Source organism: Thiomicrospira sp. S5, from assembly GCF_003991075.1.
Classification (GTDB): Bacteria; Pseudomonadota; Gammaproteobacteria; order Thiomicrospirales; family Thiomicrospiraceae; genus Hydrogenovibrio; species Hydrogenovibrio thermophilus.
In genome coordinates this window covers 942918-966010 of the sequence record NZ_CP014470.1, presented here as the reverse complement: position 1 = coordinate 966010, position 23093 = coordinate 942918, and the positions used below count along the sequence as shown (strand labels likewise).

At 54.8% G+C, this 23093-nt stretch carries 19 protein-coding genes; 13 read left to right on the top strand and 6 right to left on the bottom strand.

Annotated features, from left to right (window positions below):
* The first annotated feature begins 1 nt into the window (after position 1).
* The 8 genes from AYJ59_RS04340 to atzF all read left to right on the top strand — a co-directional run bounded on the left by AYJ59_RS04340 (position 2) and on the right by atzF (position 10290).
* A complete protein-coding gene (locus AYJ59_RS04340) occupies positions 2–844 on the top strand; it encodes an amidohydrolase family protein (protein WP_237260369.1) in 843 nt (280 codons plus the stop codon).
* A 206-nt stretch (positions 845–1050) separates the two neighbouring features.
* A complete protein-coding gene (locus AYJ59_RS04335) occupies positions 1051–2031 on the top strand; it encodes an ABC transporter permease (RefSeq protein ID WP_029938713.1) in 981 nt (326 codons plus the stop codon).
* Between the two features lie 10 nt (positions 2032–2041).
* On the top strand, positions 2042–2953 hold the full coding sequence (locus tag AYJ59_RS04330; protein ID WP_127119337.1) for an ABC transporter ATP-binding protein: 912 nt from the start codon (positions 2042–2044) through the stop codon (positions 2951–2953).
* The gene (locus tag AYJ59_RS04325; protein WP_029938715.1) at positions 2954–3427 is read left to right on the top strand and encodes a CopG family ribbon-helix-helix protein; all 474 of its coding nucleotides are present in this window, start codon (positions 2954–2956) and stop codon (positions 3425–3427) included. It abuts the gene before it with no gap.
* Positions 3420–4187: an urea amidolyase associated protein UAAP1 gene (locus AYJ59_RS04320; protein WP_127119336.1), complete on the top strand. Its 768-nt coding sequence runs from the start codon at positions 3420–3422 to the stop codon at positions 4185–4187. The genes AYJ59_RS04325 and AYJ59_RS04320 overlap by 8 nt, the downstream gene beginning before the upstream one ends.
* Positions 4174–4818, top strand: a complete 645-nt coding sequence (locus tag AYJ59_RS04315; RefSeq protein ID WP_029938717.1) for an urea amidolyase associated protein UAAP2 — start codon at positions 4174–4176, stop codon at positions 4816–4818. Before AYJ59_RS04320 ends, AYJ59_RS04315 begins: the two co-directional genes overlap by 14 nt.
* A 49-nt stretch (positions 4819–4867) precedes the next feature.
* On the top strand, positions 4868–8491 hold the full coding sequence (uca, locus tag AYJ59_RS04310) for an urea carboxylase (RefSeq protein WP_127119335.1): 3624 nt from the start codon (positions 4868–4870) through the stop codon (positions 8489–8491).
* Positions 8488–10290, top strand: a complete 1803-nt coding sequence (gene atzF, locus AYJ59_RS04305) for an allophanate hydrolase (RefSeq protein ID WP_164730731.1) — start codon at positions 8488–8490, stop codon at positions 10288–10290. The genes uca and atzF overlap by 4 nt, the downstream gene beginning before the upstream one ends.
* A gap of 9 nt (positions 10291–10299) precedes the next feature.
* On the opposite strand, the gene AYJ59_RS04300 is transcribed toward atzF, so the two are convergent.
* Complete coding sequence (locus AYJ59_RS04300) at positions 10300–10680, bottom strand: hypothetical protein (protein WP_029938720.1); 381 nt, start codon at positions 10678–10680, stop codon at positions 10300–10302.
* Positions 10681–10755: 75 nt separating this feature from the next.
* On the opposite strand from AYJ59_RS04300, the gene AYJ59_RS04295 reads away from it, so the two are divergent.
* The 5 genes from AYJ59_RS04295 to AYJ59_RS04275 all read left to right on the top strand — a co-directional run bounded on the left by AYJ59_RS04295 (position 10756) and on the right by AYJ59_RS04275 (position 17796).
* Positions 10756–11601, top strand: a complete 846-nt coding sequence (locus AYJ59_RS04295) for a sugar phosphate isomerase/epimerase family protein (RefSeq protein WP_127119334.1) — start codon at positions 10756–10758, stop codon at positions 11599–11601.
* 264 nt (positions 11602–11865) lie between these two features.
* Positions 11866–14046: an HAD-IIB family hydrolase gene (locus tag AYJ59_RS04290; protein WP_127119333.1), complete on the top strand. Its 2181-nt coding sequence runs from the start codon at positions 11866–11868 to the stop codon at positions 14044–14046.
* Complete coding sequence (locus AYJ59_RS04285; protein WP_127119332.1) at positions 14043–14915, top strand: HAD-IIB family hydrolase; 873 nt, start codon at positions 14043–14045, stop codon at positions 14913–14915. The genes AYJ59_RS04290 and AYJ59_RS04285 overlap by 4 nt, the downstream gene beginning before the upstream one ends.
* Positions 14912–15796 carry a PfkB family carbohydrate kinase gene (locus AYJ59_RS04280; protein WP_127119331.1) on the top strand — a complete coding sequence of 295 codons (885 nt, stop codon included), beginning with the start codon at positions 14912–14914 and terminating at the stop codon, positions 15794–15796. The genes AYJ59_RS04285 and AYJ59_RS04280 overlap by 4 nt, the downstream gene beginning before the upstream one ends.
* A 44-nt stretch (positions 15797–15840) precedes the next feature.
* Positions 15841–17796: an amylosucrase gene (locus AYJ59_RS04275; protein WP_029938725.1), complete on the top strand. Its 1956-nt coding sequence runs from the start codon at positions 15841–15843 to the stop codon at positions 17794–17796.
* Between the two features lie 51 nt (positions 17797–17847).
* Here the strand turns inward: AYJ59_RS04275 and eutC are convergent, their stop codons facing one another.
* The 5 genes from eutC to AYJ59_RS04250 are packed head-to-tail and all read right to left on the bottom strand — an operon-like array spanning position 17848 to position 23071.
* Positions 17848–18624: an ethanolamine ammonia-lyase subunit EutC gene (gene eutC, locus AYJ59_RS04270; RefSeq protein ID WP_127119330.1), complete on the bottom strand. Its 777-nt coding sequence runs from the start codon at positions 18622–18624 to the stop codon at positions 17848–17850.
* Positions 18621–20015 (bottom strand): ethanolamine ammonia-lyase subunit EutB, encoded by a 1395-nt coding sequence (locus AYJ59_RS04265; RefSeq protein ID WP_127119329.1) that lies wholly within the window; start codon positions 20013–20015, stop codon positions 18621–18623. The genes eutC and AYJ59_RS04265 overlap by 4 nt, the downstream gene beginning before the upstream one ends.
* 14 nt (positions 20016–20029) lie before the next feature.
* Complete coding sequence (locus tag AYJ59_RS04260; protein ID WP_127119328.1) at positions 20030–20983, bottom strand: acetamidase/formamidase family protein; 954 nt, start codon at positions 20981–20983, stop codon at positions 20030–20032.
* Between the two features lie 25 nt (positions 20984–21008).
* The gene (fabG, locus tag AYJ59_RS04255) at positions 21009–21782 is read right to left on the bottom strand and encodes a 3-oxoacyl-ACP reductase FabG (RefSeq protein WP_029938729.1); all 774 of its coding nucleotides are present in this window, start codon (positions 21780–21782) and stop codon (positions 21009–21011) included.
* A 32-nt stretch (positions 21783–21814) separates the two neighbouring features.
* Positions 21815–23071 (bottom strand): class-III pyridoxal-phosphate-dependent aminotransferase, encoded by a 1257-nt coding sequence (locus AYJ59_RS04250; protein WP_029938730.1) that lies wholly within the window; start codon positions 23069–23071, stop codon positions 21815–21817.
* Positions 23072–23093: the final 22 nt, after the last annotated feature.

The window sequence follows — 23093 nt, the reverse complement described above, 5'->3', positions numbered from 1 at the left end:
CATGAAAGCTTTTTTGCGACACACCTTATTGATAACCAGCCTGGCTGCATTGATACCAGCGAGCCAGGCCAACACCCTGCCGATTTTCGACAGCCACTCGCATTACTCCTTGGCCGACAGCCGCGTTCTCAGCCCGGCGCAAATCATTTCGCGCTATGACAAGTACAATGTCATCGGCGCCGTGATTTCCAGCACCCCGACATCGAAAGCCGAATTGCTGTATCAACACGCCCCCAAACGCATTATTCCGTTTTTGAGCTTATACAAAACCAAAGCCAACAAACCCAACTGGATGCTGGACCTCAATACCTTAAACGACATTGAAGCCCAACTTGATGCCTTCCCTTACCAAGGCATCGGCGAGTTCCACATCTTCAAGCAAGACACTTACAGCCCGGTTTTAAAACGCATCATTCAAATCGCTGACGAGCGCAGCTTAATGCTGCAAATCCACGGCGATGCGGAAATCGTCGACCGCATATTCGAGATCTCACCCAATGCTCAAGTCATTTGGGCCCACCTCGGCACCAAACCGACACCGGACTTTCTGGCTTCGCTCCTGAAGCGTCACCCCCAAAACCTATACATTGACACCTCGGTACGAGATGGCGAGTTTTTTGACGACCGAGGTCGTCTTAACCCCGAATGGGAAGGTTTTTTCATCCAACACCAAGATCGATTACTGGCCGCCGTCGACACCTTCAGCACACTACGCTGGCTCACCGTCGGCCATACCTTATCGAAAATGCGCCGCTGGCTGAGCCAATTGCCACCGGATGTAGCCCATAAAATTGCCTACCAAAATGCACTGAAGCTATTCGATCGCCCGGACTTAACGCCCTAACCCCCAAACCTGCCCCAATGCATCACACAGGGGCACCAAAAGAATGCAGCACCGCATTCAAAATATCACCCAAAACACATAAACTATTGAAAAACAAACAATAACTAGCTTGGTACAGCGATTGCTTATTACGATTAAAGAAAAACGTAATAAATTTATCCTCCGAAGCAGAAGGCATAAATAAGCATTTCGAGAGAGAGCAAGCTATGGCATTATTTTCAAAATCCTGGACAACGCCTCGCGTTCCCTTAGATAAAACATCGCGAATCTGGCTGACCTTCGCCAGCTTCGCCATTCCGATTCTGCTTTGGTCATTGGTGAGCTACTCGCCTTACATCTGGCATCCGCAAATGAAAATCTCCGATCCCGGCGATGTTTCCTACTTCCGCAAAGACAGCCTGATTGATAAAGAAATCTATTATCGCGAAATGGACAAACTGCTGACCAAACAGGCGGAAGAACAAGCTGAGGTCAAGCTGCCGCAAGGCGTTCCGTCCAACCCGGTTTACCTGCCCGCACCACACGAAGTGCTGACCGCGCTTTACACGGCCTTCACGACCCCGCCCAAACGCAGTAACGAGCCTTGGTTTCACGAAAGCCTGGGACATTCGATTCAAGTCATCGCTTGGGGCTTTTTCTGGTCAATGGTCTTTGGTTTGCCGCTCGGCATTCTGGCCGGCACCTATGAATCGGCGTCACGTGTTATCGAACCGTTCACCGAATTTTTCCGTTACTTACCGGCTCCGGCCTTCGGCGCCTTGGCCGTGGCCATTTTAGGGATTTACGACGCCCCGAAAATCGCCATTATTTTCATCGGAACCTTTTTCCAAATGGTGTTGATTACCGCCAACACCACACGCAAACTGAATATGGCGCTCATCGAAGCCTCGCTGACGTTGGGCTGCAAAGGGCTTTCCCTGATTCGCCGTGTGATCATTCCTGGCATTCTGCCGGATCTGTATCGCGACATGCGTATTCTGCTGGGCTGGGCTTGGACTTACTTGATCGTCGCCGAGCTCATCGGCACCAGCTCCGGGATTACCTGGTTTATTACCCAGCAAGCCCGTTACAAAAACTTCGACAATGTTTTCGCCGCGATTTTAATTATCGGGATTATCGGCCTGGTGACCGACCTGGTTCTGGCCCGCATCGGCAAACGCCTTTTCCCTTGGCACGGTTCACACTAAGGAGCATAGAATGACACAAGCACAACATCCCTTAGACACATGGCAAACGCCGGAAATCCAGGACCGTAACCAACGCATTCTCAAACGTCCCAAGGCGCTTGAAATCCAAAACCTGGAAATGTCTTTCGAACATAAAGGCAAAACCAACAAAGTTCTGGGCGGCATCGATTTCACCGCTTTCAAGCGTGAATTCGTCTGCGTGGTCGGGCCATCCGGCTGCGGTAAATCGACCTTGGCTCGCCTCATCGCCGGTTTGGAAACCAAGGACAGCGGCGACATTCTGGTGGAAAACAAACAAGTGGTCGAGCCCGGCCCGGATCGCGGCATGGTTTTCCAAAGCTACTCGCTTTTCCCGTGGATGTCGGTAAAAGAAAACGTCATGTTCGGTCTCACCCAAGGCGGCATGTCGAAAAACACCGCCGAAACCGAGGCGTTGCAATGGATTGACCTGGTCGGGCTGGAGAAGTTCGCCGAAGCCTATCCGCACCAACTGTCGGGCGGCATGAAGCAACGTGTCGCGATTATCCGCGCCCTGGCCAACCAACCGAAAATCCTGCTGATGGACGAACCTTTCGCGGCGCTGGATCCGCAGAACCGTTTAAAGATGCAACAGTATCTGCTGGAAATCTGGCAGAACATCGACATCACCATTTTCTTTATCACCCACGATTTGGACGAAGCCATTTATCTGGCCGACCGAATCCTGGTATTGGATGCCAACCCGGGCCGGGTGCGCGAAGTGGTCAATGTGCCATTACCGCGTCCGAGAGCAGACGACACGCTGCTCAGCCCGGCGTTCATGGCCACCAAAGAATATTTGGAAAGCCTCGTGCATCCCCCCGAGCCCGAGCTGGACTTTGAGGAAAAACTCAGCATGGTCCGCCTCGTTCCCGTTAACGCAGAAGTTCCGGATGTATTTTAAATGACTCAGAACAACAAAGGCCTTGTCCGCACCAGCGCTTCCCTACCTGCCAAGGTACTGGAAGACCTGGATCAGCTCGTGATCGACCGCGGTTTCAATAACCGCTCCGCCCTCCTGGCGGAAATGATTCAAAAGGAAGTCTCGGCGTATCGCCAAGACTACACCAACGAAGTCATGGCCGGCACCCTGACACTGGTGTATGACCACGCCGTGCCTGGCTTGCAGGTCAAGCTGAATCAGCTTAAGCATCAATACGTGGCGGAAATCATCTCCTCCACCCAAATTCAATTAATGGACCACCACACCTTGGAGGTCAATCTGATGCAAGGCGCGGCCGACCAGCTGAACCGCATCAGCCACGAAATGATTTCCAACCGGGGCGTGAAAACCGGCAACCTTTACTTGACCCATTCGGCCCTGCCACCGATTCACACCTCGGTCACCGACTCGTCACAGGAGACTCAAAATGACTGACAACACTTCATTCAAAACCACCACCAGGCCTGGTGATTTCATCTGGCAAGAAAGCTTGCCGGGTGGCGGCCACTGGTCCGGCGTCATTCGCCGCGGCACCGTTTTGCGTTTAACCGATGTGGAAGGCGGCGCCAATGTCGCCATGCTCATCAACAACCTGGAAGTCAAAAACGAACGCTACAACATGCCGGACACATTGAAAGCGCAGAAAACCGCTTTCCTGACCCGACCGAACATGTGTTTCAGCGATATGGGGCGCGTGATGTGCTCGATTATCGAAGACACCTGCGGCTGGCACGACACCATCGGCGGCTTGTCGCACGCGGCATTGGTGCATAAAAAATACGGCGATAAGTCTTACCAGGAAGCCCACAACGACTACTACAAAAACGGCTACGACAGCCTGTTGAACGAGCTTGGCAAATGGGGCCTAAACGCCAGCGACATCATGCCGAACATCAACTGGTTCAGCAAAGTGCGCGTCGAAGACGACGGCCAAATGACTTTTGTCCCGAACAACTCCAAAGCGGGCGACTACGTCGATTTGCGCTTTGAAATGGACAGCATCGTCTCTTTATCCACCGCACAACATCCGTTGGATCCGAACCCGGAATACGCTCCGAAACCGATTCAACTGACCGTGTTCAAAGCGCAACCGGTCACGCAGGACGACGCCAGTCGCCTCCACCGTGCCGAAAACGAACGCGCTTACTACAACACCAAAATTTACTATGGAGAAAACCCAAATGACGACATCTAACGTTGATGAAAGCCGTATTGTCTATCGCGAAGTGGTCGAAGCGGGTAAACCATGGATGCACGAAGTCAAAGCCGGGCAACATTTCCGCATTGTAGACCTGGAAGGTAACCAGGCGGTCGATACCCTGTTTTACAACGCCCACGACCACAGCGAGCGCTATTCGGCGGCGGACACCATCCGCGAACAAGGCAATATTTATTTGACCACCGGTTCGGTACTGCAATCCAACTTGGTCAACCCGATGCTGACCATCACCGACGACACCTGTGGCCGCCACGATACCATCGGCGGTGCCTGTTCGGCGGAGAGCAACACCGTGCGCTACGCCATTGAAAAACGCCACATGCACTCGTGCCGTGATTCCTTCCTGATGGCGTTGGGAGAATGTGAATGCAACCACGGTCAGCAAATGACCAAGGATGACCTCGCCAGCAACATCAATTTCTTTATGAACGTGCCCGTTTCACCGGACGGCCATCTCGATTTCGACGACGGCATTTCCGCACCGGGGCGCTATGTGGAAATGAAAGCCCATATGGATGTGTTGGTGTTGGTGTCCAATTGCCCGCAATTGAACAACCCTTGTAACGGCTACAACCCGACACCGGTTGAAATGATTATCTGGGAATAACGCAATACGCTTCCCAACACTCTTCAGAACGCGCTGAAAAGGAAAACACATGTTTAAGAAAGTTCTCATCGCCAACCGTGGCGCCATCGCTACCCGGATTATCCGCACACTTCGCGCCATGGGCATCCAATCGGTGGTGCTGGCGTCCGACGCCGACCGTACATCGCTGCACGTGCTGGAAGCCGACGAAGTCATTTCCCTACCGGGCAATGTCGCCACCGAAACCTACTTGAACGTGCCGCTGATTCTGGAGCACGCTCAGGAATTGGGCGTCGAAGCAATCCATCCGGGCTACGGTTTTTTAAGTGAGAACGCCGGTTTCGCCGAAACCTGTGAAAGCATGGGCATCCGATTCATCGGCCCCACGCCCGAACACATCCGCGATTTCGGTTTAAAACACACCGCACGCGAACTGGCCATTAAAGCCGAAGTGCCCCTACTGCCCGGCTCCGATTTGCTCGAATCGCTCGAAGCGGCATTAGAAGAGGCCGAGCGCATCGGTTACCCGGTCATGCTGAAAAGCACGGCCGGCGGTGGTGGCATCGGCATGCAGCGTTGCGACGACGCCGACGCGCTTTCCGAAGCGTTTGAACAGGTTGCGCGTTTGAGCCAAAACGCCTTCGGCCAAAGCGGCATTTTTCTGGAGAAATTCGTCGTCAACGCCCGTCACATCGAAATCCAAATTTTCGGTGACGGTCTGGGCCAAGTCGTTTCCTTCGGCGAGCGTGACTGTTCCTTGCAGCGCCGTAACCAAAAGGTCGTTGAAGAAACCCCGGCCGTGGGCATTTCCCGCGAACAGGTCGCGGAAATGGAAGCCCACGCCGTGCGCCTCGGCGAGCTGGTCAGCTACCGCTCCGCCGGCACGGTGGAATACGTTTATGACGCCGACACCGAACAATACTATTTCCTCGAAGTGAACACGCGTTTGCAGGTCGAACACGGCATCACCGAAGCGGTGCGCGACGTCGACTTGGTGGAATGGATGATTCAAGTCGCCTTTGACCAAACTTTCCCAGGCCTGGTCAAACCGGCGCAAGGCCACGCCATTGAAGTCCGTGTTTACGCCGAAGACCCGTTCAAGAATTTCCAGCCAAGTTCCGGCCGTCTCACCGGCTGGAAAATGCCGAGTGACTGCCGAGTGGATACCTGGTGCAGCAGCGGTCAGGAAGTCAGCTCCTTCTACGACCCGATGCTGGCAAAAATCATCGTCAAAGGCCAAAACCGTGACGACGCCGTGGCCAAACTGCAAACCGCCATGAACGAAACCCGCATCGACGGTTTCGAAACCAATGCGACTTATTTGAAAACCCTCAGCCATGCCGAAGCGTTCATCAAAGCCGAAAACCTCTATACGCGCTTTTTGAACGGTTTTACCCATCAGCCCGATACGGTCGAGATCACCAACGCCGGCACCCACTCCATGCTCATTAGTTATCCGGGCCGAACCGGTTATTGGGACATCGGCGTGCCGCCGTCCGGGCCGATGGACGCCCTATCACACCGATTGGCCAACCGCTGTCTGGGCAATGCCGATGACGCTGCAACCATCGAAATGACCGTATCCGGCGTCAGCATGACCTTCGACCGCGATGCCGTCATCTGCATCACCGGGGCCGATGTGCAACCGACGCTGGATAAACAGCCAATTCCGCAGTGGCAAGCCGTGGAAGTGAAAGCCGGTCAACAACTGAAATCCAAAGTCATCAAATCCTTGGGACAGCGGGCGTATCTCGCCATCCAAGGCGGCTTCAGCGTACCGGATTACATGGGCAGTAAAACCACCTTCTCGCTGGGCGGCTTCGGCGGCCATGCCGGACGGTTGCTGCGCGCCGGCGACGTCCTGCACATTCCGGCGGACACCGCCGGCATCAGCGCCACCCAGCCGATTCCGGCCGAACTGATTCCCAACCTGGAAAACGAGGTGGAAATCGCGGTGATTTATGGTCCGCAAGGCTCACCGGATTTCTTCACCGAAGGCGACATCAACACCTTCTTCTCCACCGCTTGGGAAGTCCACTACAACTCCAGCCGAACCGGCATCCGCCTGATCGGTCCGAAACCGACCTGGGCGCGAACGGACGGTGGCGAAGCCGGTCTGCATCCATCCAACATTCACGACAACGCTTACGCCATCGGTGCCATCGACTTCACCGGCGACATGCCGGTCATCCTGGCGCAGGACGGCCCGAGCTTGGGCGGGTTTGTCTGCCCCGCCACCATCATCGAAGCCGAGCAATGGAAAATGGGGCAATTACGTCCCGGCGACACCGTGCGCTTCAAGCCGGTGTCCATCGACACCGCCGAAGCCGCACTCAAAGCGCAGGACGCCGCCATCAACGCCTTGGAGGCCACGACCGTTTCCGACCTGACCTATCTGTCGGAACCGACCGAACAACCCTGCTTGGCGAAAGAACTGCCCGCCGGCGAACACGAATTCGGCGTCAAATACCGTCGTTCCGGCGACAGCCATGTGCTCATCGAATACGGCGCCATGGAACTGGACTTGGCGTTGCGCTTCCGCATTCAGGTGCTGACCGACAAATTGAAAGAACTCAAAAACGACCAGGCCTGGGCGTTTTTGAAGGATTTAACGCCGGGTATCCGTTCCTTGCAGGTGCACTACAACCCGCGCCAAATTGCCCAAAACGATCTGATTCAAAAGCTGGTCGATCTGGAAGCGGAGATTTCATCCGCCAAAGACCTCACGGTGAAAAGCCGCATCGTCAAATTACCGTTGTCATGGGATGATCCGAGCACCCGCCTGGCCATCGAAAAATACATGAATTCGGTGCGCCCGGATGCGCCTTGGTGCCCGAGCAATATCGAGTTCATCCGCCGCATTAACGGGTTGGATTCGATTGAAGACGTCAAACGCATCGTTTTCGAAGCCAAGTATCTGGTCATGGGGTTGGGCGACGTTTACCTTGGTGCGCCGGTCTCCACGCCATTAGACCCGCGCCATCGCTTGGTCACCACCAAATACAACCCGGCCAGAACCTGGACGCCGGAAAATGCCGTGGGCATCGGCGGCGCTTATATGTGTGTTTACGGCATGGAAGGCCCAGGCGGTTATCAGTTTGTGGGGCGCACTATCCAAATGTGGAACGCCTATCGCAACACCCAATATTTCCCACAGGGCAAACCTTGGTTGCTGGATTTCTTCGACCAGATTCAGTTCTATCCGGTCAGTGAAGACGAGTTGAAACAGGCACGCCACGACTTCCCGTTGGGCCGTTTCGACATAGACATTGAAGAAACCACCTTGTCTCTGGCCGATTATCAGGCGTTCCTGGCCGAAGAAGCCGACAGCATCGCCGAATTCCAGACCAAGCAAAAAGCCGCTTTCGAAGCCGAACGCCAACGTTGGGAAGCCAACGGCCAAGCCAACTACGAAGACACGTCATCCCAAGAGGAAATTCAAAACGAACCGATGGCCGAAATCCCGGAAGGCTTTGAAGCCGCCCTGTCGCCGATTACCGGCAGCGTCTGGAAAATTCAGGTCAAACCGGGCGATGCGGTGGCCGAAGGCGATGTCATCGCCATTCTGGAAACCATGAAAATCGAAATTCCGATTGAAGCGGAATACGACGGCACCGTCACCGAAATTCTCATCAACGAGGGGGATTTGATTCAAAATGGCCAGGCCTTATTGGTCATGGAGGTATCGGAATGATCGATTGTCGCATCGCGTCGTTACGCCAGGCCTATGGCGAAGGCCAACTCACGCCGCGTCAAGTGGTCGAGAGCTTGCATCAACAGGCGAGCCATTACACGGATTACAACCTTTTCATCCATGTGTTGACGGATGAAGAACTGGCGCCTTACCTGAACCGATTGGAGCAATCGGAACCCAACAGCCTGCCGCTGTGGGGCATTCCGTTTATGATCAAAGACAACATCGATTTGGCGGGCATTCCCACCACGGCGGCCTGTGAAGAATTCGCCTACGTGCCGGAGCACTCCGCCACGGTGGTGCAACTGTTGATTGACGCCGGTGCCATTCCGCTTGCCAAAACCAATATGGACCAATTTGCCACCGGCTTGGTCGGCACCCGTTCGCCTTACGGCGTGTGCCACAATGCGTTTGATTTCAACATGATTTCCGGCGGGTCCAGCTCCGGTTCGGCCGCCTCGCTGGCGTTGAATTTATGCAGTTTTTCGCTGGGCACAGACACCGCCGGTTCCGGTCGAGTGCCCGCCGCGTTCAACAACCTGATTGGCCTAAAACCGTCCAAAGGCCTTTTGAGTACGTCCGGCGTGGTGCCTGCGGTTCGCTCGCAGGATGTGGTGAGCATTTTTGCCTTGAATGCCCAGGACGCTTACGAAGTGTTTGACGTCGCCGCTCAGCCGGATGACACCGACGAATTCAGCCGAGACGAAATGGCCCTGACACCCCCAGCCTGGGCAGCCAAACCCGTCATCGGCATTCCCGACGCCGCTGGTTTGATCTTTTATGACGACCACGAGGCGCAAGCCAATTTTGAGGCCACGGTCACACAACTGAAAAGCCAAGGCTTTGAAATCAAGGAAATCGATTTCACCTTGTGGCTGGAAACCGCCAAACTCTTATACGGTGGCGCTTGGGTGGCGGAGCGCTACGCCGCCATCGAAACGTTTTTCGAAGCCCATGAAACCCAACTCGACCCGACGGTGGGCGGCATTATCGCCGGTGCGCGCAACTTAAGTGCCGCCGATGCCTACAAAGGCAGCTATGCCCTGCAGCAGGCGCAACGCGATACCCGCGCCGTGTGGCAGGACATCGATTGTTTCATGACGCCGACCACGCCGACCATTTTCAGCACCGAGCAAATCGAACAAGACCCGGTGGGGCTGAATTCGGTGCTCGGCACCTACACCAATTTCATGAATTTATTGGATTACGCCGCCGTCGCCATGCCTAGCGGCTTGCGAAACGATGGCTTACCGACCGGTGTAACCTTTTTCGCCCCCGCCGGCAGTGATCGCGCCCTGTTGAAACTAACCGACGCATTACACAACCAGTTCAACAAAACGGCGGGCGCCAAAGCACTGCCGATTCCGGCTCCAAAAGCCGAATTGTTCGACACGCCACACACCATTTCATTGGCGGTGGTCGGCGCCCATTTGGTCGGATTTCCATTGAACGGACAATTAATCGAACGCGGTGCAACCTTGTTGCAAACCACCCAAACCGCACCGAAATACCGTTTTTACCAACTGGCCGGCGGCCCGATTCTGAAGCCAGGCCTGGTGAAAACCGGTACTGACGGCGCCAGTATCGAAGTGGAAGTCTGGTCCATGCCCAAGCAACATCTTGGCACCTTTTTGGCGTTGATTCCTTCCCCGCTGGGGCTGGGCAAAGTGAAGTTGATTGACGGTTCACAAGTGGTCGGCTTTATCTGCGAACCTTACGGCATTGAAGGCGCCACCGACATCACCCATACCGGCGGTTGGCGCAACTGGATGAAAGAACGCGAAGCGAAGGGTTTGTAACCCTCGCGCTCAGCTCGGCTGAACGGCCAAAAAACAACGACTGGAATAATCGAGGAACACTTCGATTTTTTCGAGTGCCATCGGCGTCAAGGTGATGAGCCGGATACGGCGATCCGCCTCGCAAGGTGTTTCCGCCAGAAACCCCTGCTCAATGGCTTTCTGAACGTATTTCACCGCCGTTCGGCGACTGATGTTCGGCATGAGATCATACAGCTCGGTCTTGGTTTTCGGCGCTTCGTGACGGTGAATCCACAGCTGGCTCAAAAGATCGCAGTAGTTCAAATCGCGCATATCGGTATCGGCAAAGGTTTCCGCCCAGAAGATATCGATATTGAAGATGGCTTCCGCCGCCCTGATGCGATGTTGTTCCGTCTTGTCGTGTGTGGTCATTCCACGTCCTTTCGTCTATCGGGCAACGGCCGAAACTGATTGATTGCTTGAAACATCCAAACCGGAGACAGTTCCATGAAACTGACATTATTCAAAACCCTTTGGGGCCATGACGGCACCTATCAAGAAGCGGCCGACATGGCGTTGGCCGCCGATTTCAACGGTCTGGAAGCCCCCGCACCGGATAATCATAACCAGCTGGCGCAATTGGGGCAAGTGCTCGCCGACAACCGGCTGGATTACATTGCCGAAATTTGCACCGCCGGCAGCTACGTGCCGGACCGCCGAGCGACGCCGGACGAACACCTGGCGTCCTTGGAAAAAAAGTTACAGCTCAGCCGCGAATTATCACCACAGTTTTGCAACGTGATCGGCGGCTGCGATGCCTGGCCGCTCGACACCCAAATCGATTTTTTCCAGCGCGCACAGGCATTGGCCGAAAAACACGATCTGCTCTGCAGTTTTGAAACCCATCGAAGCCGCTCCTTTTTCACCCCCTGGGTCACACGCGACGTGTTACGCGCCTTACCGGAGCTGAAAATCACCTGCGACTTCAGCCATTGGGCGGTGGTCTGCGAACGACTCATGGACAGCGAATGGGACGTCATTGAGGAAATCGCACCCAACGCCCACCACATCCACGGTCGCGTCGGTTACGACCAAGGCCCACAGGTTCCGCACCCGGCCGCGCCGGAATACGCTGACGCGCTGGCGTCTCACGAACGCGCATGGGAAACCCTATGGCAAGCCCAACAAGCCCAAGGTTACGAAATCAGCACCCTCACCCCCGAGTTCGGTCCGGATGGGTATTTGCACACCTTACCGTTCACCGATATGCCGGTCGGCGATCTCTGGGAAATCAACCAATGGATGGGCCAACGTCAAACGACGCATTTTGCGGACTGGTCCCGAACCGCTTAACACCAATGCCCGAAACATCCAGGCCTGGTCAAATAACGGATTGGGCTTGTTTTCTGCGCCGGGTTTTGTACAATCATTCTAAAGCTCTTTTAAAGTTTCGTTCATAACAGCATTCGGAAACACTTGATTTTCCGACACTTTCAACTCTTCTTTTGCGTCAAACAAATGCCGAAAACGGCAACGCATTTAACCGTTTCATTGAATTGCCATAACATCAAACTGCGCCCCTAACGGGCTTCTTTAACGTAACGTACCGAAAACATTATGAACCCAACCACAGGTGGTCTTTACATCGCCTTAATCAGTGTCCACGGACTGATCCGTGGCAACAATCTGGAACTCGGCCGCGACGCGGATACCGGGGGGCAAACGCTTTATGTATTAGAACTGGCGCAAGCCCTCGCCGAAAAACCCGGCGTGGCGCGCGTCGAACTCTTCACCCGCTTGGTTCGGGACGAACACGTCTCACCCGAATACGCCGAACCGTTTGAAAAACTGTCCGATACCTTACAAATTGTTCGCATCGAAGCCGGGCCGGACGAATACATCCACAAAGAACAACTTTGGGATCACCTCGACACCTTCGCCGACAATATGGCGGACTATTTCCGTCAACAAGAGCGCACCCCGGACATCGTCCACAGCCATTATGCCGATGCCGGTTACGTCGGTTCCCATCTGGCGCACCAGCTCTCGATTCCGCTGATCCACACCGGCCATTCATTGGGTCGGGTCAAACGTGCCCGCTTGATTGCCGGCGGCCTGAGCGCGGAAGAAATCGAACAACGTTACAATATGGCGCGACGCATTGACGCCGAAGAACACACGCTGGCCTCGGCGGAACGCGTGATTACCAGTACCTATCAGGAAATCGAAGAGCAATACGAGCTCTACGACTTCTATCAACCCGAACAAATGCGCGTGCTGCCGCCCGGCACCAACCTCAAACATTTCATGCCGCCGATGGGCAACGAACTCAACAGCGACCTTTATCAGATGCTGGTCAAGCATCTCAAGGAACCGGACAAACCGATTATCCTAGCGCTCTCTCGACCTGACCATCGCAAAAATATCGCTTCATTGATTGAAGCCTACGGCCAATCGAAAGACTTACAAGACCGCGCGAATCTCGTCATCATCGCCGGGAATCGCGACGACGTCGAAGACCTGGAGCCCGGTGCACAACAAGTGTTCCACGAACTCTGGGCCGCCATCGACCGCCATGACCTTTACGGCAAAGTCGCTTTGCCCAAACACCATTGCCGAAACGACGTACCGATGATTTACCGTATTGCCGCCGCCTCCGGCGGCGTCTTCGTCAACCCGGCACTGACCGAACCCTTCGGCCTCACCTTGATAGAAGCGGCCGCGTCGGGCCTACCGATTGTCGCCACCGAAGACGGTGGTCCGCGCGACATCATCGGCAACTGCCACAACGGTCTGCTCATCGACCCGCTGGAACCGAAAACCATTACCGATGCCCTGCTTACGATTCTCAAGTCACCGAAAACACAACAGGAATTCATTCACAAAGGCCTGGTCGGCGTTCTGGAACATTATGCCTGGCAAGCCCACGCCGATCGTTATCTCGATTTGATTTGCCCAATTGTCAAGGAATCCGAGCGTCTGGAACGCCGCCATATTTCGCGTCGTGCTGGCCTGTACCGCGACCGGGCCTTTGTCAGTAGCCTTGACCAAAACCTTATGGGTAATCCAGATGCCTTGAAAGTCTTACTGGCGGAAATGAAAGCGCATAAAAAGTCCACGCTGTTCATTGTCGCCACCGGCCGCCGCCTCGATTCGGCCTTACGCCTGATGAAACAGCACAATATTCCCGAACCGGACATTCTCATTTCCAGTAGCGGCACGGAAATCAGCTACGCACCGAAGCTGACCACCGACACCGCTTGGGAAGAGCACATCGATTACCACTGGGTGCCGCACAAAGTGCGCTCTTTGCTGGATAATTACCCCGGATTGGAGCGCCAACCGAAATCGGAACAGAACCGTTTCAAAATCAGTTACTACATCGACCCGGAAATCGCCGATTTGGAAGAAATCAAACGCTATCTCCATCAGGAAGAACAATCCGTCAACGTACAACTCTCATTCGGCCAATACCTCGACATCCTGCCGATTCGGGCCTCGAAGGGCATGGCCTTACGTTACGTGGCCGACCGCTGGGAAATTCCGCTGGAACGCATTCTGGTGGCAGGCGGTTCCGGCGCGGATGAGGACATGATGCGCGGTAACGCCCTTGCGGCGGTGGTGGCGAACCGGCACGATGAAGAACTGTCGCAATTGATTGACATCGACCGCATCTATTTCGCCAAAAAACCGTATGAAGAAGGCATTCTCGAAGCACTTGAATACTATGACTTTTTCGACAGCTGCCGTCCGCCGGAGACAGAGCACACATACGAAAAAGTGGTGGAGGACGCATGACCGCATCACAAAACGCTTCGACCTTATTGCTCTGCACCGACATGGACCGCACCGTCATTCCCAATGGCGCGCAACCGGAGCATCCGCACGCACGCGCGGCCTTCAAAGCCTTTTGCCAACAGCCGGAAATCACCTTGGTGTACGTTACCGGGCGGCATCTCGCACTGATGGAAGAAGCCATTCATGCTTATGACTTGCCACAACCCGATTACGCCATCACCGATGTCGGCACCAAAATTCGTCACCGTGAAAACGGCCACTGGCAAGCCGTCGAGGAATGGGAAACCGAAATCGGCCAGGCCTGGGGGAATTGCCGACACGATGACATCGCCCAACCCTTAATGCAATTGGACGGTCTGACACTGCAGGAAAGCGAAAAACAAAACACTCACAAAGTCAGTTTTTACGCCGATTTGTCCGCGGCCAGCGAATCCGACTACCTCGCTCGGGCCGAGGCCGCCCTCGCACCGTTAAACATTCGGGCCAGCTTGATTTGGAGCATCGACGAAGCCGCCGATGTGGGTTTGTTGGACGTTTTACCGCAAAACGCCACCAAACTGCACGCCATCGAATTTCTGCAACAGCAATTGGACTTCGCATTAGCGGACGTGATTTTCGCCGGTGACAGCGGCAACGACCTACCGGTACTCACCAGCCACATACAATCGGTGCTGGTGGCCAACGCCTCGGAAGACATCAAACACCAAGCCTGGCAAGCATGTGTGCAACGCCATACCGAATCGGCGTTCTATCAAGCCCAAAACCTTCAAGACCACAACGGCAACTATGCCGCCGGCGTGTTGCAAGGCGTCGGCTATTACGCGCCCCGTTTTCAACCCACTCTGAACGAACAGGTCCTGCCTTTATGAATGCGAATCCTTCATCCATCACCGTTTTCGGCGAAGTCTTATTCGACTGCTTTCCCAATGGCAAACAGGTATTGGGCGGTGCGCCCTTCAATGTCGCCTGGCATTTACAGGCATTGGGCGACGACCCGACATTCATCTCCCGAATCGGCGACGACACCCTCGGCAAAACCATTTTAAAAAACGCCCAGGCCTGGGGCTTGCGAACCGACAACATTCAAATTGACCAAGCCCACCCCACCGGACGTGTCGACATCACCGTCCACGACGATGAACCCCATTACGACATCACGCCGGGCAGCGCCTACGATTTCATTTCCGCGCAATCGGTTCAACTGACCAAACGCAGCGGCCTGCTCTACCACGGCTCTCTGGCGCTGAGAAGCCCTTATGCCCAACAGCAATTCAAAACCTTGCGCGAATCCGGCGACTGGTCGGTGTTTTTGGACGTCAACCTCCGTGCGCCCTGGTGGGATCAAGCCAGCCTGTTCGACTGGATTCAGTCCGCGCGCTGGGTCAAACTCAATGTCGACGAACTGCGTGAACTCGGCTTTCAGGAACCTGTGTTGGAAGTGGCAATGCGTAATTTCCAAACCCAGTTCGAACTGGAGCAGGTCATTGTCACCCGCGGTTCGGAAGGCGCCTCCGTCCTCACCCCCGAAGGTTTCTTCAGCCAGACACCGGGCGAGATTCCCGAATTTGTCGATACCGTCGGCGCCGGAGACGCCTTTACGGCGGTTTTCATTCATGGTCTAATAGAATCCTGGCCTATTCAAGACACCTTGATCGCAGCACAGGCGTTTGCGAGTCAAGTCATCGGTTTACGCGGCGCGACGCCCGACAACCGGGCCTTTTATAAAACGATTCTCGAAATGCACGCCTGAGTCTTCGCGACGACAGGCCCTCAAACTCTCGCACCGGGGAAGCTATGTACGAGCAAATCTCACATTCGCTGCTGAACGATATCCTCAATAAAATTAAACCGGATATCTACGAAGAAGACCTGCGGCATTTCTACACCCGACTGGGCGCAAACTTCTACGCCATTCATTCCTTATTCGAACGCTTGTACGGCCACCGGCCAGACTTCAACGACCAGGCGCTGCGTCTGGTGGAAACCATGGCACGCCAATACATCAAGCGTCCCGATTGTCTGAAAGACCTCGATATCGAACGTGAAAAGGACTACAACTGGTTCCTCAGCCAAAAATGGGTCGGCATGGCCATGTACGCGCACGGTTTCGCCGGCGACCTCAACGGCATGCAAACCCACCTGCCGTATTTTCAGGAGCTCGGCGTGAACATGGTGCACATCATGCCGATCATGCGATGCCCGGAAGGCGAAAGCGACGGCGGCTATGCGGTCAGCGATTTCCGTGAAATCGACGAGCGCGCCGGCACATTGGACGACCTCACCACCCTGTCCGGTGAAATGCGCGACCGCGACATGCTGCTGGCGTTGGACGTGGTCTTGAACCACACCTCGGACGAACACGAATGGGCCCAGAAAGCCCGTGCCGGTGACGCCAAATATCAGGACTACTACTACACCTTCGAATCGCGCAATATCCCGGATATGTTCGAGCAAAGCATGCCGGAGGTCTTTCCGGAAACCTCGCCCGGCAATTTCACTTGGGACGAGGAAATGCAACGCTGGGTGATGACGGTTTTCAACGACTATCAGTGGGATTTGAATTACAGTAACCCGGCCGTGTTCATCGAGATGCTCGATGTCATTCTGTTCTGGGCCAACCAGGGCGCGGACATTCTGCGCCTGGATGCGGTGGCTTTCCTTTGGAAGAAAATCGGCAGCACCTGCCAAAACGAACACGAAGCCCATTTGATTCTGCAACTGTTGAAAGATTGCTGCCAAGTCACGGCACCGGGTGTGTTGTTCATTGCCGAAGCCATCGTCGCGCCGGTGGAAGTCACCAAATACTTCGGTGAAGACGCCGTCATCGCCAAAGAGTGCGAAATCGCCTACAACGCTACCTTTATGGCCTTGATGTGGGATGCCGTCGCCACCAAAAACGCCAAGCTGCTCAATCAAGGCATCAAGAGCCTGCCGGTCAAGCTGGAAAGAGCCACCTGGCTGAATTACGTGCGCTGCCACGATGACATCGGCCTCGGGTTTGACGACAAAGACATCATCCGCGCCGGATACGAACCGCATTCGCACCGCCGTTTCCTCATCGACTATCTGATCGGGAAATTCGACAACTCCCACGCCCGAGGCTTACCGTTTGCCGCCAATGCCAAAACCGGCGACGCGCGTATTTCCGGTTCACTCGCCTCCTTGGTCGGGTTGCAATACGCGCTGGAAACCGGCGATATCGAAGCCCTAGACGACGCCATCAAACTGATTATTCTGATGCACAGCATGATTTTCTCGTTCGGCGGCATGCCGCTGCTGTATTATGGCGATGAAATCGGCACTCTCAACGACGACTCCTATTTGTCCGACCCGAATAAAATGGATGATAACCGTTGGGTGCATCGTCCCTCCATCAACTGGGAAAAGGCCGAACGACGCAATACACCGGGTGCGGTCGAATACGAAATTTTCAGCGCCATCAAAAAATTGATTGCCGTGCGTAAAGACATCCACGTCTTTGCCGATTTCAACAACCGTGAATTGATTGACGTCGCAAATCCGAATCTGTTCGTCATCAACCGCTTCGACCCGCATAAATACACGGACCGGGTTCTGGTGGTGGCCAATTTCAATGGCAAACCGCAAAACCTGAATATGGAGGAAGTCGCGGGCTGGGGCACCTATTCGGAAGGTCAATTGATTGATCTGGTGACACGCCACAAACCGGAAATCTTTAACAACACCCTGGTCATTCCCGGTTTCAGTTTCTATTGGTTATACGAGATGTAATCAAACGGCCAGGCCTGGCCGTTTTGAGTGAATCGTTTTTCGCGCGGGTGTTTATTCAATCAACGGCGTTTCTTCGAAATCGTCTTTCAAACCGACGCCGGACAACCGCTTTTGCAAAGCACCTTCCATCAACCGCACCAGCAAATCCGCCGCCTGCTCGTAACTTTGCCCGCCCGGTCGGATATTGGAAATGCAGTTGCGCTCGGCATCGGAACGGCCGACACGCGGCTCGTAAGTCATGTAAATGCCCATACTGTTGGCCGCACTCAAACCGGGGCGTTCGCCAATCAGAATCACCGCCAACTTCGCACCGTACTGCTCTCCCACTTCATCCGCCAAGGCCACACGCGCCTGAGTGGCGAGATGCACCGGCGTCAGTCGCCAGCCTTTGGCCCGACACAACGGCAACAAAACCGATAAAAAGGGCACGGCATTCTGTTGAATCGCCTTGGACGACAAGCCATCCCCGATCACAATGCAGACATCGGCTTCCGTACTTTCTTCTGCCTGTGTTTGCTCCTGCAACAAAGTACGAGACTCCAACCCCAGCTTACGTCCCAAATCCGGGCGCTGTAAATAAGTCATGCGGTCCACGGCGGCGGATTGAATCGTCAGGGTCGACACGCCCAACGCCTCGATTGGCTCTGCCAAGGCTTCGGGTTGAAACGGCAAATGCACCGCATCGCGCGCACGGGCGTGGTCCAAATCGAACGTCAGCACCTCTTTCGACGCCAGACTGGAACCCGCTCGCTTCAAACCGATGCGCGCCTCGGTGATGTGTTTGAGTTTCGCCAAGTCCTGTAAAACCTGCGGCTGAGACGCCTTCATACTTCGCCCCCAAACGTTTGATTCGTCAATAACGGCGTCGGCTGATTTTCGGGTAACAGGTGCCCGGCCGCATCTTGAATACCCATATCTCGTAGCCAGCGCTCGAACTCCGGTGCCGGTTTTTTGCCCAACACCTGCCGCAAGTAATTGGCATCGTGGAAGGACGTGGTCTGATAATTGAGCATGATATCGTCGGCGCCGGGAATGCCCATAATGAAATTGACCCCGGCCGTGCCAAGCAACGTCAGCAGGTTATCCATATCGTTCTGGTCAGCTTCGGCGTGATTGGTGTAACAAATATCGCACCCCATCGGCACGCCCAGCAGCTTGCCGCAGAAATGGTCTTCCAGCCCGGCGCGGATAATCTGCTTACCGTCGAACAGATATTCCGGGCCGATAAAACCGACCACCGTATTCACCAACAACGGTCGGAACTTGCGCGCCACGGCGTAGGCTCGCGTTTCCAACGTTTGCTGATCGACGCCATGAAAAAATCCGGACGACAGGGCGCTGCCCTGACCGGTTTCGAAATACATCACATTATCGCCAACCGTGCCCCGTTTCAGCGACAAGGCCGCCTCATGCGCTTCGGCCAGCACCGCCAAATCAATGCCGAAGGTTTTATTGGCGCCTTCGGTTCCGGCAATCGACTGAAACACCAAATCCACCGGCTCGTTCCGTTCCATCATCACCATGCTGTTGGTGACGTGCGTCAATACGCAAGACTGCATCGGAATGTCGTAACGTTGCCGCACTTCATCCAGCAACCGAATCAAAGCCGAGGCCGCCTGAACGTTGTCGGTGGCCGGATTGATGCCGATGACCGCATCGCCCGAACCGTTCAGCAAGCCGTCCAAGGTCGAGGCAATGATGCCTTGCGTGCTGTCGGTCGGATGATTGGGTTGCAGACGTGTCGACAGCCCGCCTTTCAAGCCGATGGTATTCCGGAAACGCGTGACCACCTCTTTTTTGCTGGCCACCAGAATCAAATCCTGGTTGCGCATCAGCTTCGAGACCGCCGCCACCATTTCCGGAGTCAACCCGGCTTCCACCGTCGCCAAGGCCGCGGCATCGGTATCATAATCCAACAACCAGTCCCGGAAGTCGCCCACCGTCAAATGGGCAATCGGTTCAAACGCGGTTTCGTCCCAATCGTCCATAATCAAGCGCGTCACCTCATCCGATTCGTAAGGCACCACGGCTTCATTCACAAACGTTTTCAACGGCAGTTCCGCCAACGCGAAACGGGCCGCCATCCGTTCCTCTTCGGTTTTGGCCGCCACTTGCGCCAACACATCGCCGGAACGCATGGGGGTGGCTTTCGCCATCAAATCCTTCAAGTCGTCAAAGCGATAGACCAGTTGCCCTAAAGTGTAGTGATACTGAGCCATAAATTGCGAAAAACCTATGAGAAAACCGATTTCGGAAAATAAAACGAGACGATCCAGTTGGGGGCATCGACGATTTCACTGATTCTCAGATCGCCGCACACACTGCACAACATATAAGCATCCATCGCCGCCAACTGATGCTGTTTTTGCAACTCGTCGATCATGTAACGCACCGCATCGCGGGCGGCGGTCATCAAGTCATGATTGACGCCGGTGGTGACGTGATACCCTTCGGCATCCAAATGGCGCGTGACCGGCCCCGGTGTGGCAAATTTCGGCGCGGGCAGATTCTGCGCTTTTTCCAACTCCAGCTTCACCGATACCGTCATCGGACTTTCAATCGCGGTGCCACACACCTCACCGTCGCCTTGCGCGGCGTGGGTATCGCCGATGGAGAACAAGGCGCCTTCAACACCGACCGGCAACCAAAGCTCGCTGCCTTTGGCAAGGTCACGAATATCCATGTTTCCGCCCCAACGCCGCGGCGGTACGATGCTGTGAAACCCTTTTTCCGGCGGCGCCACGCCAATGGTGCCGGCAAAGGGTTTCAAGGGCACTTTCGCAAATTCATTGAATAACGCCGGCGACAAGCTGTCCGGATCATACTGCCAAAGATGCAAGGCCGCGTCTTCGAACTCGTCCGCCAATAGCCCGAATCCCGGAATATTGGCGGTCCAGCCCCAGCCGGACGGCTCGTAATCCAGCAACGTGACCTTCAAGGCATCGCCGGGTTCGGCCCCTTCCACCCAAACCGGTCCGGTGACTGGGTTGATTCGATCGAAATCGAAATTAATGACATCGTCCACGCCGGAATCCAACGATAACTGACCGCCCGACGCATCGTGCACCTCTATGTCGAGACAATCGCCGGACACCACCGTCAATTCCGGACGATTATCACAATCCCATCCGCAATGGCTTTGCTGTTTGCCCAGCGCATGAATCGTATGTTGGCCGCATTGACACATAATGTTATCCCAATCCGTTTAGCGGTTAACCGACCGCTTCCAGAGATTCCGGCAACACTTGTCCGCCGTCGACGACGATGGTTTGCCCGGTGACGTAACCCGCTTCTTCCGACGCGAAATACAACATGGCATTGGCGATGTCCTCAACCGACCCCAAACGTTTCAGCGGAATCGAGGAAGCCATTTGCGTCAGGTAATCGTCGCCCATGTCTTCCAGACCCTCGGTCAAAATATTGCCCGGCATGACGGCATTCACAGTGATACCGTATTTCGCCAATTCGATGGCGGCGGTGCGAATAAAACCGAGCTGCCCGGCTTTGGAGGCACCATAATGGCTCCAGCCGGGGAATCCGGTAATCGGCCCGGTAATCGACGACGTAATCACCACCCGTCCGGCCCCGGATTTTTTCAATTCCGGCAAACAGGTTTGCACACTGAACAATGTCCCTTTCAGGTTGGTGTTCATCACCGTATCCCAATCCTCTTCGGTCATTTCTTCCAAACTGGCGGACGGGAAAATCCCGGCATTGGCACACAGAATATCCAAACCGCCGTAGGCTTCAACCGCGGTTTGCACCGCGGATTGCAATGAAGCCTTGTCGGCCACATCGGCGGCCACGCCCATGGCTTCGTAACCGGCGGCCTTTAATTCATCGGCCACGGCTTGAGCGGCGTCTAAATGCCGCGCTACGATGACGGTATTGGCGCCTTGCTTGGCGAACACTTTGGCAATGCCACGCCCGATGCCCTTACTGGCACCGGTGATTAAAACGGTTTTTCCTTGAATGGATGTCAACATATAACCTCCTTTTAAACGACTTCAATAACGGCTTAGGTCTTCGGTAACGATTTCACCACTGCGTCAATGGAACATTCCAGAATGTCCATGACCTCTTTCGATAACTCCAACGACATCAACAAACCGGCTTTGAACTGCAACACTCTCGGGTCCAGCGCAGAATAAATCGCCCAAACGCCCTGTTTATAAAGTTCCTGCATCACCAGTTCAGCCCCTCTCGGGTAATCGAATTCCAGCCCCATCACCAGGCCGTTCTTACGAACACCGACGAAGAAATCCGGGTACTTGGCCTGCAAATCGGCCAGCGCCTGATCAAAATAATCGCTGATACGTTGAATGTTTTCCAATGTTTCCGGGCGCTGCGCCACTTCCAAGGTTTTGATGGCGGCCGCGCAACCGATTTCCGAGCCACCGAAAGTGGACATATGCGCCCAACCGTCTTCGGTCAACCATTGGCCGGACTGCTCGGTCACCAACACCGCGGCAATCGGATAAATCCCGCCGGACAAGCCTTTACCGGTGACCAGTAAATCCGGTTCCACACCATAGCCGGTGCAACACCACATCTGGCCGGTTCGCATCAGGCCGGTCTGTACTTCATCCGCCACATACAAGGCCTGGTATTTTTCACACAGGGTCTTCACCGCTTGTAAATAGCCGGGTGCCGGCATCGGGAAACCGTAAGTCGCCGGAATGCTTTCGATGATGACACAAGCCACATCCCGCCCGGACAACGCTTCTTCCATTGCGTCCAAATCATTAAACGGCACCTGAACGAACTGGTCGGCTTCGGGTTCGGTTAAGAAAATCTCATTGAAACGCGGCGCGCCGGTTTTCACCGACAGACCGGTATGACCGTGGTAACAGTTCTGCAACGACACGATTTTCTTCTTGCCGGTGGCATGGCGTGCCGATTTCAAAGCGATGTCGATCGCCTCACCTCCGCCGCTGGCAAAGATGGCGTATTGCATATTGTCCGGTGCCGTCGCCAGCAGTTTTTCCGCCAGTTCGGTACGCATCAAAGACGGAAAATGGTGGTTACCGATGTCGAAATGCGCCATGGCGTCGGTCACCGCCTGAATCACTTCCGGGTTGCGATGCCCGAGGTTATAGACCCCGCCGTTCAAATGCATATTGATCAGACGGTGCCCGTCCATATCCCAAAAGCAATAGCCTTCGCGTCGGTCGATGACAATATCGACGCCGGTATCGATCCAATCCTGGGTTTTCCCCGGGTTCCAAACCTTTTTGGTTCTCTCTAAAAAGGCCTGTTTTTGTTCACTTGCCATTAGTCAAATCCTTACATTAAAT

Coding starts and splice junctions, on each gene's coding strand:
- AYJ59_RS04340 (WP_237260369.1), top strand. CDS start 2: ATGAAAGCTTTTTTGCGACACACCTTATTGATAACCAGCCTGGCTGCA.
- AYJ59_RS04335 (WP_029938713.1), top strand. CDS start 1,051: ATGGCATTATTTTCAAAATCCTGGACAACGCCTCGCGTTCCCTTAGAT.
- AYJ59_RS04330 (WP_127119337.1), top strand. CDS start 2,042: ATGACACAAGCACAACATCCCTTAGACACATGGCAAACGCCGGAAATC.
- AYJ59_RS04325 (WP_029938715.1), top strand. CDS start 2,954: ATGACTCAGAACAACAAAGGCCTTGTCCGCACCAGCGCTTCCCTACCT.
- AYJ59_RS04320 (WP_127119336.1), top strand. CDS start 3,420: ATGACTGACAACACTTCATTCAAAACCACCACCAGGCCTGGTGATTTC.
- AYJ59_RS04315 (WP_029938717.1), top strand. CDS start 4,174: ATGACGACATCTAACGTTGATGAAAGCCGTATTGTCTATCGCGAAGTG.
- uca (WP_127119335.1), top strand. CDS start 4,868: ATGTTTAAGAAAGTTCTCATCGCCAACCGTGGCGCCATCGCTACCCGG.
- atzF (WP_164730731.1), top strand. CDS start 8,488: ATGATCGATTGTCGCATCGCGTCGTTACGCCAGGCCTATGGCGAAGGC.
- AYJ59_RS04300 (WP_029938720.1), bottom strand. CDS start 10,680: ATGACCACACACGACAAGACGGAACAACATCGCATCAGGGCGGCGGAA.
- AYJ59_RS04295 (WP_127119334.1), top strand. CDS start 10,756: ATGAAACTGACATTATTCAAAACCCTTTGGGGCCATGACGGCACCTAT.
- AYJ59_RS04290 (WP_127119333.1), top strand. CDS start 11,866: ATGAACCCAACCACAGGTGGTCTTTACATCGCCTTAATCAGTGTCCAC.
- AYJ59_RS04285 (WP_127119332.1), top strand. CDS start 14,043: ATGACCGCATCACAAAACGCTTCGACCTTATTGCTCTGCACCGACATG.
- AYJ59_RS04280 (WP_127119331.1), top strand. CDS start 14,912: ATGAATGCGAATCCTTCATCCATCACCGTTTTCGGCGAAGTCTTATTC.
- AYJ59_RS04275 (WP_029938725.1), top strand. CDS start 15,841: ATGTACGAGCAAATCTCACATTCGCTGCTGAACGATATCCTCAATAAA.
- eutC (WP_127119330.1), bottom strand. CDS start 18,624: ATGAAGGCGTCTCAGCCGCAGGTTTTACAGGACTTGGCGAAACTCAAA.
- AYJ59_RS04265 (WP_127119329.1), bottom strand. CDS start 20,015: ATGGCTCAGTATCACTACACTTTAGGGCAACTGGTCTATCGCTTTGAC.
- AYJ59_RS04260 (WP_127119328.1), bottom strand. CDS start 20,983: ATGTGTCAATGCGGCCAACATACGATTCATGCGCTGGGCAAACAGCAA.
- fabG (WP_029938729.1), bottom strand. CDS start 21,782: ATGTTGACATCCATTCAAGGAAAAACCGTTTTAATCACCGGTGCCAGT.
- AYJ59_RS04250 (WP_029938730.1), bottom strand. CDS start 23,071: ATGGCAAGTGAACAAAAACAGGCCTTTTTAGAGAGAACCAAAAAGGTT.